This is a genomic window from Sandaracinaceae bacterium (genome assembly GCA_020633055.1).
In the GTDB taxonomy this organism is placed as follows: Bacteria; Myxococcota_A; Polyangia; order Polyangiales; family Houyiibacteriaceae; genus JADJJE01.
Map to the genome: position 1 here is coordinate 434,482 of JACKEJ010000010.1, position 15,821 is coordinate 450,302.

The following is a 15,821-nucleotide window of genomic DNA, read 5'->3' on the forward strand; positions in this document are numbered from 1 at the left end:
CGCACCTGACGTCAGCGCGCGGTGCGCAGCTCTTCGTAGGCGGGCCGCACGAACGCCGCCATCGACCACACATCCGGGACGAGGTCGGCGGCGACCATGAACCCGAAGTCCACGTGCCCGTCGTAACTCATGACCGTGATGTTGAGCCCCGCGCCCTCCATCACCGGGCCCATGGGGTACACCGCCACCAGGCGTGCGCCCGCCAGATAGATGGGGACTTGTGGCCCGGGCACGTTGGAGATGACCAGGTTGTGGATGGGGCGGTGCTTGTCGGCCAGGCGCAGGCGCGAGTAGAAGCGCCCCGCCAAGTGGAAGGTGGTGGGCGCCGCGAATTCCGCCCAGCTCTGCAGCATGTCGGCGCCAATCGCCTGATGCTCGTGCTTCGCGCCCATGGTGGCCGCCTTGATGGCCATCAGGCGCTCGACCGGGTCGTCGATGTCGGTGGCTAGCGAGGTGAACATGCCCGACACGTGATTGCTGCCGAGCCCGGGGCGCATGGAGCGCACGGAGATGGGGCACACGGCAACCAAGGGATCCACAGGCAGCTCTGCGCGCCCCTCCAGGTACCGGCGCAGCGTCCCTGCGCACACGGCCAGCACCACGTCGTTGAGCTTGACCCCGTGGCGGTCCTTGACGCGCTTGAGCCCCTCGAGGGGCAGCTGCGCGAAGGCCACGTTGCGCCGCGCGCTCAGCGCTCCGTTGAAGCTGGTGCGCGGCGCGCGCAGGGGCGTGCCTCCCACCAGGGCGTCGGCCTCCTGCCGCTGCTTGGCGACCCCTGCCACGGCGCTCGCGGTCTGCGCCACCAAGCGCACGAATTCGGCCGGCTGCTTCACCCGCGAGACGACCGCCTCGCGCAGCATGTCCACGGGCGACGGAACGCCCTCACCCCGGAACGTCGGGGTCGTCGCGGGGCCAGGCGCGGCCTCGCTGGCGTCGAGGCTGAAGAGGTGCACGAGCAGACCCGCGCCCGTCGCCCCATCGACCGCCGCGTGGTGCACCTTGGTCATGACGGCGAAGCGCCCCCCCTCGATGCCCTCGATGACCCACGCCTCCCACAGCGGGCGTGAGCGGTCCAGTGGTGTGCTGGCGATGCGTCCACAGATCTCGCCCAGCTCACGGCGCCCCCCGGGCGCGGGGCAGGCCACGCGCCGCACGTGACGGATGATGTCGAAGTCGGGGTCGTCGATCCACACGGGGTGGTGCAGCTCGAACGGCACCTCCACCAGCCGCCGGCGGAACGCGGGCAGCCGGTGCACGCGGCTCTCGATGAGGTTCTGGACTTTCTCGAAGCTGTAGCCCCCCGGCATGTTGGCCGGGTCCAGCACCGCGGCCATGGCCACGTGCATGTGCATCTTGGGCGTCTCGAGATAGAGGAAGGAGGCGTCGAGACCGGAGAGGCGTTCCACGGCGCGAGTCTGCCTCGTCCGCGCGGAAGTTTCAGCCACAACCTGCCACGCGACGTCCCGCGACCTTCACGGGGGTCGCAAGAAGACGAAGAGTACCGTGCCGACGTGCGGGGAGGCTGGCGCGTCGGCGGCCAGAGCGCGACACCAGCGGATTCACGTGGATACTGCTGGGATGGCACACCGTCTCCTTGCACGCGCGGCCCGGTCGCAGCCCCTCACCCTGACGCTCGCATGGCTGCTGTGGTGCGCACCGGCCGACGTTCGCGCGGACTTGGTGGGCTCGCCGGCGGGTTTCGCGGAGAGCACCTGGCTGTCCACGGCGAGCGACATCACTGGCATGGCGTTCGCCCCCGACGGGTCCAGCCGGCTGTTCCTGACCCGCAAGGGAGGCGAGGTGCGCATCGTGCAGCTGAACCCGGGTGGGGCTGGGACGCTGCTCCCCACGCCCTTCGCGACGGTCTCGCCCGTGTTCACCAACAGCGAGTGTGGCCTGATCGGCATCGCGTTCGACCCAGACTTCGTGACCAACGGCTACGTGTTCCTGTTCGTCACGGTCTCCGACTCCGAACAACAGATCATCCGGTACACCGCGAGCGGCGACGTCGGCACCGCGAAGACTGTGATCGTCCAAGACCTCCCCACGCGCGGGCAGAACCACGACGGGGGTGGCATCGGCTTCGGCGCGGACGGCATGCTGTATTGGTCCATCGGGGATCTGGGCAACGGCACGGGCGTGGACGCAGACCTGACGCGGATGGCCGCGAAGGTAGGACGGGCGCGACGCGACGGTTCGGTCCCGGGCGACAACCCCTTCGTCGATGGTCCGGGCGGCAACGCCGACTACATCTTCGCCAGGGGCTTCCGCAACCCGTTCACGCTGACGTTCCAGCCCACCACGGGGCTCCTGTGGGTCAACGTGGTGGGTACCACCTACGAACAGGCGTTCGTCGTGCGGCGAGGGAACCACGCAGGCTACAACGACTACGAGAACGATCAGCCAGACGGCTTCATCACGCCGGTCATCGCGTATCGCACCGGGGGGACGCGCACGCTGGTGGTGGAGCCGGACGGGGCCGTGCGCAGCGGCGGCGTCATCACCTTCACGACGGCCGTCGGTCACCGCTTGCGCCAGGGTGAGCGGATCGTGGTCACAGGCGTGACGGACGACAGCTTCAACGGCACGTTCTACGTGGCGCAGGGCTCGCGCGCGCCGAACGACCGCCTCTTCACCGTGTCGAGCCCCGGACCCGACGCGAGCAGCGGCGGCGGGCAGCTGACCACCATGGCGCAAGGGCGCACCATGAGTGGTGGCACGTTCTACGATGCCACCGGCTTCCCCGAGGCCTATCGCGGCAACTTCTTCTACGGCGACTTCATCGACAACCGCATGATGCGCGCGGTGGTGGGTCCGGGCACCGCGGTGAGCAGCGTGGACTACTGGTCCACCAACCTGAACGCGCCCATCGACCAAGCCGTCGGCCCCGACGGCGCGCTCTACACGGCGAGCTACAACGGCACCATCTACCGCACGCGGTACTCCGCACCGTCGCAAGCGCTCGTCGTGTCGCAGCGCCACGTGCGCGCGCTCGAGGGCGGCGCGGCGGTGTTCTCGATCTCGCTCGCGCAGGCACCGGCGGGAGACGTGAGCGTCATGATCGTGCGGGAGAGTGGGGACGCCGACGTGAGCGTGACGCAGGGCAGCGCCCTGACGTTCACCACCGGCAACTGGATGGACCCGCAGCCCGTGCGCATCGTCGCCGCGAACGACGAGGACGGGGAAGACGATCGCGCGCAGCTGCGCGTCTCGTCGAGCGGGCTCGTCGCGGTGGACGTCCAGGTCGACGTGACCGACAGCGCCTCCGTGGTGTTGGTGGTGTCGACGCCCAACCTGACCCTCACCGAAGGTGGGACGCGCACGTTCACCGTGCGGCTCGCCGACGCACCTGACGCCGACGTGCTCGTGAACGTCGCTCGCGGCGCGGGGGACGCGGATCTCAGCGTCAGCTCTGGCGCGCAGCTGACCTTCACGCCTGCGAACTACGCGACGCCGCAGATCGTCACCATCGCAGCGGCCGAGGACGCCGACGGTGTCAACGACACGGCGACGTTCACGGTGAGCGCGGCGGGCGCGGCGACGCGCTCCGTCCAAGCCATCGCGGTGGACGACGACGCTGGGGGAGCGGACGCGGGGGTCGTGGAAGACGGAGGCGCGTCGGACGCGAGCGTGACGCTCGACGGAGGACGACTGGACGCAGGGAGCGGGCCGAACGGTGGTGGAGGCTGTGGGTGCCGTGTCAGCGCGGGAGGGGAGCGCGCTCCGGCCTGGCCCACCGTGGTCGTCATCGCGGCTGCGCTTTGGCGGCGTCGAGGAGGGCGCTGCCGCACACGCCTCGGATGAAACGCCTGGCGCCCGCGATTTCCACCCAACGCCACGGTCTTTGGTTCATCATGGCGCGGTGACCGAGGACGGCCGATGACGGCGAGCCCACTCGACCCGGCGCTCCAGCAGCGCATGACCGAGATCCTCGCGGAGCTCGACGACACGGTGGCGGTCGACGCGACCATCGGTCGGTCGCTCTCCTACGAGGTGACCCGCCGCGCTGGGCTCGCACGCTGAGCGCGCCCGCGTAGCTGGCTAGGGGTCGACGATGGTGTCGTCCATGTCCACGCGATCGACCGTCGTCACCACGCGTTCCCCGGAGTCGCCCGCCCGGTCGTTCAGGTCTCGGAACGCATGTCGCATCGCCGCGGCCATCGCCCGCGCGTCTTGAAAGCGCTCGTCGGGCTCCTTGGCGAGGGCACACGCGAAGAAGTCGTCGACCGCAGAGGGCAGCCCGGGGAGGTGCGTCGAGGGCGGCGCTGGCGAAGCGGTCAGGATGCCCATGACCAGCTGTGGGAAGTTCTCGCCCTCGAACGGCAGCGCGCCGGTGAGCATCTCGTACATGACGACCCCCGACGCCCAGAGGTCGACCCGCGCGTCCACGGGCCGGCCCATGGCCTGCTCGGGGGCGAGGTAGTGCGGGGTCCCGAGCACGTCACCATCCCCCGTCAGCCCCTCCTGCGACTCGTCCTTGGCGATGCTGAAGTCGAGGATCTTCAGCACCTCCTCACCGCGCTCCTGCGCCAGGAAGAGGTTGTCGGGCTTGATGTCGCGATGGATGACGCGCTCGGCGTGGGCGCGCGCGAGGCCGTCCAACAGCTGTCCACCGAGCTGCGCGACGCGCGCCACCGGGAGGCGGTGGCCACCCAGCTGCGCGCTGAGCTCCTGCCCCGTGAGGTGCTCCATGACGATGTACGGGGCTCCGTCTGGCAGCCGCCCGACGTCGAAGATGCGCACCACATTGGGGTGCTCGATGCGTCCAGCCGACTGCCCCTCACGCAGGAAACGGGTCTCTGCCGCGCTCCCGCTCTCGAAGCGTGAGTGGAGCACCTTCACTGCCACCGTCGTGCCGAGGTGCACGTGCTCCGACCGATACACCGACCCCATGGCGCCATCGCCGATGCGCTTCCCGAGCAGATAGCGTTCCTCGAGCAGTGTCCCTGTGAGGTCGTCGCGCGACGGCTTCCAGGTCACACCCGCCGGGAGACGGGTCTGGGGGTCGACGACGTCCCCCGTGAATGGACAGCGCAGCACGGACGCGACGTGTGGCAGGTTGCAGTGGCGACAGCGAACGAAGCGTTCCAAGGAGACCTCCGCGGCCATCATGCCCCAAGTCGGGGGTCAGCTGGTGATGGGCATGCGAACGAGCGCGGTGTGACCCTCGGGGAGCGCCGGGAAGCGCATGGCCCGAAACGCCGCACCTACGCAGCGAGCCGTCCCCGCCCACCGACGGGACTCGATCGCGACGAGCTGGGCCGTTCCATCGGACTCGATGACGAAGGCGACTTCGAAGCTGACAGGGCCGCTCGCCGCCGCGAGACAGCGTCGCAAGTCGACGGAGGCGCGCACCCGGTGGGACACATCGCTCGATTCACCGTCGCCCGCCTCGTCTGTCGACCGCGCCGCTCGAGCGTGCTCATCGCGTCGAGCGGTGCATCCATCGCCCTCACGACGTCCGTTGTGGTCCGGACGCCACGCTCGCGGTACGTCCCGGGCGCCGAGCACGTCCGGCACGGCGTGCCCACTCAGGACATCTTCCTCGTGGTTCGTGGCGCTCCACCGTGTCACCACGAGGCGACTCGACAGTACACGGCGACCGACGAACGTTGCTACCCTGCGGCCCGACCGATGGACACGCTACGCATCCTCGAACTCTGGGCCGCGACCGCCTGGGCGGACGGCCACCTCCATCCCAACGAGGCCGCCGCCCTTGAGCGCCGCATCGAGGCCAGCCCCGACCTCAGCCGCGCCGAGCTCGAGACCGCGCGCCGCCTGCTGAGCCACCCGCCAGACGTGAGCGTCGACGCCGTCCAAGCCCTCGACGCCATCGCTCGCGAGGGCGTGTACCGGGCGGCGCTGGGCATCGTGGCCCTCGACGGCGTCCTGCACGAGCGTGAGCGCGCCTTCATCACGCGGTTGCGCGCCGCCCTCGGGTTGGCCGAGGCCACCTTGGTGGCCATCGAAGCGGAGCACGGCATCGCCCCCGCCGTGGCCTGAGCCCATGCCACTCCAAGTCCTCGGCCCCCACGACAGCCGGGTCCTGTCCGAGCGCGGCCTGCTGCTGCGCGGCGTCCTGTCCGTGGCCGCGCTCCCCGAGCCGCTGCGCGCCACGCTCGCCGCACAGGATCCTGCCTTCCTCGACTACGCCCAGCTGCTGGTCTTCGCACACGCCGGCCCGCGCATGTGGCGCGCCCTCCAGACGGCCCCCGCGGATCTCCGCACCACGGAAGATCCGATCGACACCTTCTCGGTCGAGACCGTCCGAGAACACCTCGAGCGCGAGCTGGGCGTCCAGCGCTTCACCCTGCTCTACCCCGGGCACCGCACCATCCCGCTCCAGGAGCTGGGCGCGCTCCTCGGCTGGCACCACCCCTCGCCCCTCCGCGTCGGCATCAACCACACCTTCGGCACCTGGTTCGCCTACCGGGTGGCCCTCCTCGCCGACACGAACCTCCCGCTCTCCCCGCTCCCCGACGACGCCGCCAGCGCCCCGTGCGCCACCTGCGTGGACAAGCCCTGTCTCTCCGCCTGCCTCGGCAACGCCCTCACCCAAGGCGACCTCTCGCTCCCGCACTGCATCGACTTCCGCACCCGGCCCGAGTCCCCGTGCGCCCACCGCTGCCCCGCCCGCGAAGCCTGCCCCATCGCCCCCGAGCACCGCTACGACGCCGACCAGATCCGCTACCACTACGGCGTCTCCCTGAAGATGCTCACGCGCTAGCGCCACATCCATCCTCCACGCGAACCAACCGCCCCCGACCAACCACCACCGACTCACTCCGACTCCCGCCACACCCATCCTCCACGCGAACCAACCGGCCCCAACCAACCACACTCGACTCACTCCCGTCCCCCTCCAAAGCCCCAGACGTCGCCGAGGGAGCGGGGCGGCCCGCGCCTGGGTGCTGGGGGGACCCGCTTTCAAGCGCCGCTCTGCGGCGCGTAGAAAACGGGGAGGCACCACAGGGAGCGCCTGCGCGACCGGGCCCAGGCGCGGGCCGCCCCGCTCCCACTCGCAACGTCGCCCCCGGGGCGCTATGGTGCCGCGCGCCGCCACCGGCGCCGACAGGGCCCGCGGGTCCGAGACCAAGGAGACAGGTAGATGCGTATTGGACTTGTGGGTGGAACCGGCCGCGAAGGCACCGGGTTGGCGCTGCGCTGGGCGCGCGCCGGGCACGACGTGTTCATCGGCTCGCGCGAGAGCGAGCGCGGCGTGGCCAAGGCGGCCGAGCTGGCGAGCGAGCACGGCATCACGCTCAGCGGCGGAGACAACCTCGCGGCCTGTGCCCACGGCGAGGTCGTCATCGTCACCGTGCCCTACGCCGCGCACGCGCCCACCTTCACCGCCATCCGTGACGCCGTCGCCGGCAAGGTCGTGGTGGACATCACCGTGCCCCTCAAGCCGCCCAAGGTGCGCAGCGTGCAGCTGCCCCCCGGCTCGGCTGCCGCGCTGGAGTCGCAGGCCATCCTGGGCGAGGGCGCCACCGTCGTCGCCGCGCTGCACCACATCAGCTCGGAGCACCTCGGCGACCCCGCGCACGAGTTCGACTGCGACGTGCTGCTGTGCGGCGAGAAGGTCGCGCGCGAGACGGTCGCGAAGCTGATCGAGGACCTGGGCCTGCGGGCCATCGAGGCGGGCACCCTGGAGAACGCGGTGGCCCTCGAGTCCATCACGCCCGTGCTGCTTTTCATCAACAAGAAGTACGGCGCCACGGCGGGCCTGCGCATCACGGGGATGCCCGCATGACGATGGAGCCCGGGGCGGCGCTCGAGGTCGGCGCTCGCGTCCACTTCACAGCCCTCCCGGGCATCCCGCTCGTGCAGAGCGGCGACGCGCTGGCGCCGCTCGTCCGTGCCGCGCTGGCTGCGGCAGAGCTCACGCTCGCGCCGGGTGACGTCCTGGTGGTCACGTCCAAGCTGTTCTCGCGCAGCGAGGGGCGCTTCGTGGACATGAGCCAGGTCGTCCCCTCGGACGAAGCGCGCGCGCTGGCGCTCGAGGTGGACAAGGACCCCGCGCAGGTCGAGCTCATCCTGCGCCAGTCCGCGAGCATCTCCCGCAAGCGGCCTGGCGTGCTCGTGGTGCGCCATCGCCTCGGCTTCATCTCGGCCAACGCCGCCATCGACATGAGCAACGCCTCGCCAGCGCACGCACCTGCGGGGTCGGGGCCGTGGGCCCTGCTGCTCCCGGAAGACCCCGACCGCAGCGCGCGCAACCTCCTGGCGGAGCTCGGCGCGCCTGGCGTGGGCTTGATCGTCAGCGACTCGTTCGGGCGCCCGTTCCGGGTCGGCACTGTCGGCGTGGCCGTGGGCGTCGCGGGGGTGCCCGCCGTGTTCGATCAGCGCGGCCGCCACGACCTCCACGGGCGCGAGCTGCAGTACACCATCACGGCGCTGGCGGATCAGCTGGCGGCCGCTGCGGATCTGGTCGCCGGCCAGAGCGACGAGGCCCGTCCGGTCGTCCACGTCCGTGGGCTGCGCTTCACCCCGAGCGAGACGGGCGCACACGAGCTGCTGCGCGACCCCGACGTGGACCTCTACGCATGAGCAGTGCCCCACGGGTCGTCGCGCTGGCGGGCGGCGTCGGTGGTTCGCGCCTCGCGCACGGGCTCGCGCGCGCGCTGCCCGAGGGCGCGCTCACGGTGATCGTCAACACGGGCGACGACCTGACGCACCTCGGGCTGCGCATCTGCCCTGACCTCGACACGCTCATGTACACGCTGTCGGGGTTGGGCGACCGCGCGCGCGGCTGGGGCCTACGTGACGAGACGTTCCGCGCCATGGAGATGGTCGCGCGCTACGGCGGGCCGACGTGGTTCGCGCTGGGGGACCAGGACCTCGGCACGCACCTGGTGCGCACGGCTCGCCTGGGCGAGGGCGCGACGCTCACGCAGGTCACGGCCGAGCTGTGCGAGCGCGTGGGCGTGCGTACGCCGCTCCTGCCGATGAGCGACGGCGAGCGTCGGACGTTCATCGAGACGACCGACGGGGAACGGCTCCCCTTCCAAGACTGGCTCGTGGGTCGCCGCGCGGCGCCGCGTGTCGCGCGCGTCACGCGTGAAGGGGACGGCCACGCGACCGACGAGGTCCTGCGCGCGCTCGACGAGGCCGACCTGGTGGTGTTGTGCCCCAGCAACCCCTTCGTGTCCCTAGACCCCATCCTCGAGCTACCGGGTGTCCGGGAGCGCGTGGCGGCACGCCGCACCGTCGGGCTGAGCCCCATCGTCGGCGGGCAAGCCGTCAAGGGCCCGCTCGGCACGATGATCCCGGACCTGCTCGGCACCCCGGCGAGCGCCAGCGCCATCGGCATCTACTACGCGGACCTGCTGCGTGGGCTGGTCGTAGAGCGCGGCGACGCGGTGAACGTCACGCTCCCCACGCTGGAGACCGCCACCGTCATGGGAGACGAGGTCGATCGAGCGCGCCTGGCGCGCGAGCTGCTCGACTTCGCGGCGGCCCTACCGTGAGACGACACACCGCCATCGTCCCGGTCAAGGGCTTCGCGCACGCCAAGTCGCGGCTCACCGAAACGCTGACCACGTCCGAGCGCGAGGCGTTCGCGCGCCACTGCTTCGAGCATGTGCTCGGGCTGCTGGAACACCACCCCGGTGTCGACCGCGTGCTCGTCAGCTCGCGCGACGCCGACGTGCTCGCGCTGGCCCGCACACGAGGCCACGTGCCGCTGCACGACCCCGTCTCCGCGAGCCGCCTGAACGAGGTGATCGACGCCGCGCTGACCGTCGCCGTAGAGCAGGGCGCGGAAGCCGCGCTGGTCCTCATGTGCGACCTGCCGCTGCTGCGTGCCTGCGACCTCGACGCACTCTTCGCCAGCGACGCGGAGCTGGTCTTGGCGCCAGACGGCGCACGGGCAGGCACCAACGCGCTGGTCGTGGCGCCCGCGGATCTGCTCCCGACGTGCTTCGGAGACGCGCGCAGCTTCGCGCTCCACACGGCCCGCGCCAAGGCCCTCGGCGCACGAACGCACGTCGTCCACTCCGAGGGCCTCGCGGGCGACGTCGACACGCCCGCCGACTACGCCGCGTACCGCGCGCGCCTCAGCCCTCCAGCGAGAGGATGATCAGCGAGTAGCCTTCCGCGGGCACGGCCCCTCGGTTGGTGTAGCGGTGCGGCAGGTGCCCCGGGAACTGCACCAGCGACCCGGCCTCGACCACGACCTCGTCGCCGTCCACCACGAGCGTGGCCTCGCCCGAGAACACCACGAAGAACTCCTGCGAGCCGCGCGGGTGGGGCCGCCCCGCGGCCGAGCACTTCGGCATCAACGTCACCCGTTGGATCTGCACGCCGCGCGAGGCGATGGGCGACAGCAACCTGGAGATGTAGCGTCCTTGGTCGTCGCGGTACTCGCGCGCGTCCAAGGTCTTCACCTTGTAGAGGCGCTGTCGCGGCGGCGCCGCCACCAGCTCGTCGAGGCCGACCTGAAGTGCCGCGGCGACGGCCAGCAACGTATCCAGGCGTGGGTTCGCTTCGCCCTGCTCCAGACTCGCGAGGGTCGCCCGCGGGAGGTTGGCGGCCAGCGCCAAGGACTTCTGGGTCAGCCCCGCGGCGTGCCGCAGGCGCTGGAGATTCTCGGGGAGGTAGCTGCGACTCATGACGGTATCCTGGAGAATCCTATCAATATTCTAGAGCTTGGGGGCTTGATCCGCGTCCCCCAGGTCTTTAGCTTCTGCGTTCCAACTCAGGAGGAAACATGGCTATCGAACTCCCCGCACTGCCCTGGCCCAAAGACGGTCTCGCGCCCCACATCAGCGAAGAGACCCTCGACTACCACCACGGCAAGCACCACAACGCCTACGTCGTGAACCTCAACAAGCTCATCCCGGGCACCCCGCACGAGAACCAGAGCCTCGAGGAGATCGTGAAGAGCTCGTCGGGCGGCGTCTTCAACAACGCCGCGCAGGTGTGGAACCACACCTTCTACTGGAACAGCATGAAGCCCGGCGGGGGCGGTGAGCCCACGGGCGCCATCGCGGACGCCATCAACGCCAGCTTCGGCAGCTACGCCGCGTTCCGCGAGCAGTTCGCGGCGGCCGCGGCCACGCAGTTCGGCTCGGGCTGGGCCTGGCTGGTCAAGAGCGGCGACACGCTCGAGATCGTGAAGACGCCGAACGCGGAGACCCCGCTCACCACCGACAAGAAGCCCCTGCTCACCATCGACGTGTGGGAGCACGCCTACTACGTCGACTACCGCAACGCGCGCCCCAAGTACATCGACACCTTCCTCGACTCCCTGGTGAACTGGGACTTCGCCAACGCGAACCTGGCCGACTGATCGCCGCTCGCCACGGCGCTGTTCGCGCACTCGAACGCCCTCCGCGGTCTCGCTGCGGAGGGCGTCGCGTTTCGCGCACGCCGCACGTGTCGAAAACTGGACCCCCCGCGCGCGTTCTGAAATGCCTCCCGGTGCGGAGCACTGGCTCCACCAGAGGCAAACCATGCAAGCACAGATCGAGCGCAGGGCGCACGCGCAACGCGTGCCGATGGATCACGGGGTGGTCGAGGTCTCCTTCGTGGAGTACGGCGAGACGGCCCCAGCCGACGCGGTGAACATCGCCGAAGGCGGGTTGTCGCTGCGCGCATCCATCCTCCCGGAGGTGGGCACGGAGATGCGCTGTTCCTTCCCCATGCCCGACGGGCAGTCCATCGAGGCGGAGTGCCAGGTCGTGTGGGCGCAACACAGCGGCCCCTACGCGGGGGAGTTCGGCCTCCGCTTCACGGACCTGGCGCGCCTCGACGAAGAGCGCATCCGCGACTACGTCGACGCCCACCGCGCGCACGGCGAGTGGCAAGACTCGAGCGCAGGAGGCGGGAGCGTCGACGACTCGGACCCAGGCTACGTCGACGACTCGGACCCGGGGTACGCGGCGCGCGTCGCAGACTCCTACGAGCCCTCACCGCCCACCAAGCACCCGGCCATCCCCGACACCATCCGCCTGTTCATCGATGGCGTCTCGAGCCCCGTGGCTGCGAAGGTGGTTCAAGCGACGAACGAAGCGCTCGTGGTGGAGCAGGCTCTCCCCTTCCTGCGCCTCGGCACACGCATCGCGGCGGTCGAGGGCGGCCCGAAGGGCTCGCTGGTGGGTGTCGCGCTGCGCGTGGTGGATGGAGCGCCGAAGCTGGTGCTGACCGTGCAGTTCGGCGGCGAGACGGAAGCGGTGGAGCAGGAGCTCGAACTCGCCATCCCCGAGCCCGTGCACAGCGACGTCGCCTACGCCAAGACCGAGCTACGCAGCCCGCTCGACACGTTGCCAGACGTGGAGGACGGCGAGGGCGACAGCGCCGTGGACGCGACCCCAGAGGAGCAGGCCGGAGCGGTCCTCGAGGACGGACACGTGAGCATGGCCCTCGAGGACGCCCGGCACTCTTCGGTGCCGCCCGCCCGCATCGTCGATGCGCGACCCTCCCGTAGTCCGTCCGACATGGCCCGCGCAGCGCGCGCCGAGGTGGCGTTCGCCCGGCCCGACGACGACGACGACGAGGACGACGAGGACGAGAACGTCGTCGTCGCGCTGGGCGCGCTGGCCGAGGACGTGAGCCAGAGCGAGCTAGACGACCTCGACGAGCTGCTGAGCGCTCCGCACGTCGCGGATCGCGAGCCGATGCGCCCCGGGCGGGCCGATACGCGCGACCCCGCTTCCCGCGGGCACGCGCCGGCCGCGGCCGACGAGGTGCCCGACGCGCTGGGAGACTCCCCGGTGGACCGCCTGTCGCTGCTGCTCCGGACGCGCTCGCAGCAGCTCGGCGCGCGAACCGCCCCGCTGCGCGCTCGAGGGCGCGCGCTCCTGGCTGGCGGCTTGAAGGGCCTGCTGCCGGCGCTGCGCCTTTTGTGGGCGCGCACGCTGCAGCTCGCGGTCACGCTGCGTACCAAAGCCAAGCCCACGTTGCGCGCGCTCGGCCGGCGCACTCAGAACACGGTCGCGCAGCTGCGTGGCCACCAAGCTCGACGCACCACGACCTCGGGCCGCCCGCTGCGACGCCAGCAGTCCCGCGTGGGGGCGACGGTGCGGCCCGGCGCCCCTCGAGCGCAGCACGAGACGAGCGCCGCGCTGGACCCGCAGCGCGCGCGTCGACGTGCGATCGCCCTGTCCGCGCTGGCGTTCTCGCTGGTAGCGCTCACCGTGTGGGCGCTCGTCCCCTCTGCCGAGGAGCCGGCCGAGGTCGACGCACCGCCCACCACCGCCAGGACCCCGAGTGAGCCACTGGCCGCCGCACCGGCCCCCGCGACGGACGTGGCCGTGTCCCCGTACGTCGCGCCCGCGGCGCCCGCCCCAGCGCCCGCCGCGGCGGTGGCAGCCGCCCCCGTCCCACCCGGACCCACTCCTGGTCCCCTCGCAGAGCCCACGTACCCCTCGCTGGGCGACGAGCGTCCCCAGGCGCCGGGCTCGGTGCCGGGCGACTCTCCATACGCAGAGGGCGGGGCTGAGCAGGCACCCATGCAGGAGGGCCGCTCCTTCGGCGCAGACACAGTCGGCAATGCCCGACGCTTCGAGATCAGCATGAGCCAGCCGGTCGAGAACGTGCGCGGCCGCGCGGAGAGCAACGGCTTCGTGGTCGACATCCCGGGCTCGCTCGCGATGGGTGGCGCACGGACGATCAGCCGCAACCATCCGTCCGTCGCGCGTAGCCACATCCTGAATCACGGCACGTACTCGACCCTCACCGTCGAGTTCGTCGCCGGCCAGTCGCCCGCCTACCGCGTGAGCGGTCGGGGCGCGACGCTGCAGATCGAGATCGCGCGCTGAGTCCCTCGACCCGAGCCCCGCGTGCGCGAGCCTACTCGTCGCCGGGGCTCGAGCCGCGGGCCGACGCACGGTCCAGGTCGAGGATCTTCTGGTCACCGACGTAGCTGCGCGTCTCGTACTTGGTCACGCGCCCGATCTTGCGCACGATGTCCGCCATGCGCTGAGCCTCGCTGACCATCGTGCCCGCCGCGCGATGCTCCGCCGACCCGGGCACCAACTTGCGCTCCAGTAGCTCGGCGTACGCCATGATGCTCGTCAGAGGCTGGTTCAGCTCGTGCGCCGCCGTCCCTGCCAGCTCGGCCAGCACGGCCTGCCGCTCCGTGTGCTCGAGCTTCTGATGCACCTCGGCCAAGCGCTGCTGCGTGCGGAGCCGCTCGCGCAGGTCGGTGAAGATGCCGAACGTCGCCACCGGCTCTCCGCGCTCGAAGATGAGCGCGGCGGAGATCTGGATGGGGATCTGCTCCCCCTTCACCCCCTTCGCGTCCACGCGCGTGGGCACGAGGCGGCCAAACCCGCCGTAGCCGTCGGACATCAGCCGCTCCCGTACCAGCGTCCACCCCTCACCGTCGTAGAGGTCGGCGAGGTTCATGCGACCCACGACGTCGGCTGCTCGGTAGCCATAGATGCGCTCGGCGCTGGGGTTGAAGAGCACGATGTTGCCCTCCATGTCCCCGGCCACGATGCCGTCCACGCTCGCGTCGATCAGCGACTCGAGGAACTCCATCGTCTTGATGAGCTCCGCCTCGGTCTGCCGCTGCACCGTCACGTCCTGACAGGACACCAGCACCTTGGCGTCGCCGATGGCGAGAGCCGCGAACGAGCAGTTGAGGATGACTTCGTTGCCGTCCTTGCGCACGAAGCGGATGTCCGCGCCACGCGGGTACACGCCCGCCGCGAAGCCGTCCCACAGCGCCCGAGTGCGCTCCCGCTCGGTCTCGCTGACGAGACCCTTGATGAGCAGCCCCTTCATCTCGTCCGCGGAGTAGCCCAGCATCTCGTGCGCGCGAGGGTTCGCGAACAAGAGCGACCCGTCCTCCGCCAGCACGGCGATCCCCTCGGCCGCCGACGCGAACAGCTCCGCGTAGCGCTCGAGCCCCGCGAGCCGACGCTCGGCCTCGAAGCGCGCGAACGTGACCTCCTGAGTGTGATCACGCAGCGACTGCATCACGCGCGCGTTGCGCAGCGCGACCGCGGTGGCGTTGGCGACGGCCTGGCAGTACCGCATCTCGCGTGGCTGCAGCACACGGTGAGGGGTCTCGAGCCGCAGGAAGAACACGCCAATGGCCTGCGTCTCCCACACGATGGGAATGAGCACCATGGCGCCTAGGTCCTGCGACACGTTGACTCCCGCGAGGACGGGATGGGTCCTGACGTCGTCGATGGTCAGCGGCTCGCGGCGCCGCAAGACCTCTCGAATCTCGGGGTAGTCGGCCAAGTCGATGGCGAGGTTGGTGAGCGTCTCGTCGTCGCTCGCCACCATGACGTACCCCTTCTCGTCGATGTCCGACCCCTCGGTGTCTGGCGCGAGCACGATGGAGATACGGGCCGAGCCGATGGCGCGCGCGACGCGTCGCACCACCGAGAACAAGATGTCGCGGAAGTCCAGCGACGACGTGAGGCGCTGGGTCAGCTCGAGCAAGGTCTCCGCGTCGGTCGCGGCCTCGACGAGGGCCAGGCGGGCGCCGCGCCCTGCCTCGGCCACGCGCAGGCGGGCCTGGCACTGAGCGGGCGCGAGGGGAGCGAGGAGCACGTCATCCGCGCCGTGCGCCAGCCACTGCGCGGGGTCGTCCTGCGTGTCCTCGGGGAGCCACACGAGCAGAGGTACTCGGGGCCGCAGCGCCTCCCTCGCCGCGCTCACGAGCGCGCTGTCCGCGGCCACGACGACAGGCCCGATCTGCCCCGCGGCGGCGGCCTCCAGCAGCTCCGTCACGCTCCCCACGGCTCGCACGCCGGTCCCGAGGGCACGTACGACGAGCGCGCGCCGGTCCAGGTCGTGGTCCAGCACGTAGGGTACAGGGGAGGGGTTCATCAGGCGGGGGGCTCACAGGGCGCCCAAGG

The 15,821-nt window shown here is 70.9% G+C and carries 15 protein-coding genes; 10 read left to right on the forward strand and 5 right to left on the reverse strand.

Features of this window, described 5'->3' with window-relative positions; translation table 11 throughout:
• Positions 1-11: 11 nt before the first annotated feature.
• Positions 12-1,406 (reverse strand): wax ester/triacylglycerol synthase family O-acyltransferase, encoded by a 1,395-nt coding sequence (locus tag H6726_24225; protein MCB9660774.1) that lies wholly within the window; start codon positions 1,404-1,406, stop codon positions 12-14.
• A 172-nt stretch (positions 1,407-1,578) separates the two neighbouring features.
• Between H6726_24225 and H6726_24230 the strand changes: the two genes are divergently transcribed.
• Positions 1,579-3,804, forward strand: coding sequence for a PQQ-dependent sugar dehydrogenase (locus H6726_24230; GenBank protein MCB9660775.1), 2,226 nt, complete (start codon positions 1,579-1,581; stop codon positions 3,802-3,804).
• Between the two features lie 75 nt (positions 3,805-3,879).
• Positions 3,880-4,023 carry a hypothetical protein gene (locus H6726_24235; GenBank protein ID MCB9660776.1) on the forward strand — a complete coding sequence of 48 codons (144 nt, stop codon included), beginning with the start codon at positions 3,880-3,882 and terminating at the stop codon, positions 4,021-4,023.
• An 18-nt stretch (positions 4,024-4,041) separates the two neighbouring features.
• On the opposite strand, the gene H6726_24240 is transcribed toward H6726_24235, so the two are convergent.
• Together H6726_24240 and H6726_24245 are read right to left on the reverse strand one after the other, a co-directional pair.
• A complete protein-coding gene (locus tag H6726_24240) occupies positions 4,042-5,091 on the reverse strand; it encodes a serine/threonine protein kinase (protein ID MCB9660777.1) in 1,050 nt (349 codons plus the stop codon).
• A gap of 36 nt (positions 5,092-5,127) precedes the next feature.
• Positions 5,128-5,367 (reverse strand): hypothetical protein, encoded by a 240-nt coding sequence (locus tag H6726_24245; GenBank protein ID MCB9660778.1) that lies wholly within the window; start codon positions 5,365-5,367, stop codon positions 5,128-5,130.
• 267 nt (positions 5,368-5,634) lie between these two features.
• Here H6726_24245 and H6726_24250 point away from each other — a divergent pair, with 267 nt between their 5' ends.
• The 6 genes from H6726_24250 to cofC all read left to right on the forward strand — a co-directional run bounded on the left by H6726_24250 (position 5,635) and on the right by cofC (position 10,081).
• Positions 5,635-6,003: a DUF533 domain-containing protein gene (locus H6726_24250; protein ID MCB9660779.1), complete on the forward strand. Its 369-nt coding sequence runs from the start codon at positions 5,635-5,637 to the stop codon at positions 6,001-6,003.
• A gap of 4 nt (positions 6,004-6,007) precedes the next feature.
• Positions 6,008-6,727, forward strand: coding sequence for a hypothetical protein (locus tag H6726_24255; GenBank protein MCB9660780.1), 720 nt, complete (start codon positions 6,008-6,010; stop codon positions 6,725-6,727).
• 381 nt (positions 6,728-7,108) lie between these two features.
• A complete protein-coding gene (gene npdG / locus H6726_24260) occupies positions 7,109-7,753 on the forward strand; it encodes an NADPH-dependent F420 reductase (GenBank protein MCB9660781.1) in 645 nt (214 codons plus the stop codon).
• Between the two features lie 2 nt (positions 7,754-7,755).
• Positions 7,756-8,550, forward strand: coding sequence for a coenzyme F420-0:L-glutamate ligase (gene cofE / locus H6726_24265; protein MCB9660782.1), 795 nt, complete (start codon positions 7,756-7,758; stop codon positions 8,548-8,550).
• On the forward strand, positions 8,547-9,470 hold the full coding sequence (locus H6726_24270) for a 2-phospho-L-lactate transferase (protein ID MCB9660783.1): 924 nt from the start codon (positions 8,547-8,549) through the stop codon (positions 9,468-9,470). Before cofE ends, H6726_24270 begins: the two co-directional genes overlap by 4 nt.
• Positions 9,467-10,081 carry a 2-phospho-L-lactate guanylyltransferase gene (gene cofC, locus H6726_24275; protein MCB9660784.1) on the forward strand — a complete coding sequence of 205 codons (615 nt, stop codon included), beginning with the start codon at positions 9,467-9,469 and terminating at the stop codon, positions 10,079-10,081. The genes H6726_24270 and cofC overlap by 4 nt, the downstream gene beginning before the upstream one ends.
• Here the strand turns inward: cofC and H6726_24280 are convergent.
• Positions 10,059-10,613 carry a helix-turn-helix transcriptional regulator gene (locus H6726_24280; GenBank protein ID MCB9660785.1) on the reverse strand — a complete coding sequence of 185 codons (555 nt, stop codon included), beginning with the start codon at positions 10,611-10,613 and terminating at the stop codon, positions 10,059-10,061. The two genes, cofC and H6726_24280, sit on opposite strands and share 23 nt — an antisense overlap.
• A 98-nt stretch (positions 10,614-10,711) precedes the next feature.
• On the opposite strand from H6726_24280, the gene H6726_24285 reads away from it, so the two are divergent.
• Together H6726_24285 and H6726_24290 are read left to right on the forward strand one after the other, a co-directional pair.
• On the forward strand, positions 10,712-11,293 hold the full coding sequence (locus H6726_24285; GenBank protein ID MCB9660786.1) for a superoxide dismutase [Fe]: 582 nt from the start codon (positions 10,712-10,714) through the stop codon (positions 11,291-11,293).
• A gap of 163 nt (positions 11,294-11,456) precedes the next feature.
• Positions 11,457-13,763 carry a PilZ domain-containing protein gene (locus H6726_24290; GenBank protein MCB9660787.1) on the forward strand — a complete coding sequence of 769 codons (2,307 nt, stop codon included), beginning with the start codon at positions 11,457-11,459 and terminating at the stop codon, positions 13,761-13,763.
• Between the two features lie 31 nt (positions 13,764-13,794).
• Here the strand turns inward: H6726_24290 and H6726_24295 are convergent, their stop codons facing one another.
• Entirely contained in the window at positions 13,795-15,792 is a 1,998-nt protein-coding gene (locus H6726_24295) for a PAS domain S-box protein (GenBank protein ID MCB9660788.1), read from the reverse strand.
• Between the last annotated feature and the right edge of the window lie 29 nt (positions 15,793-15,821).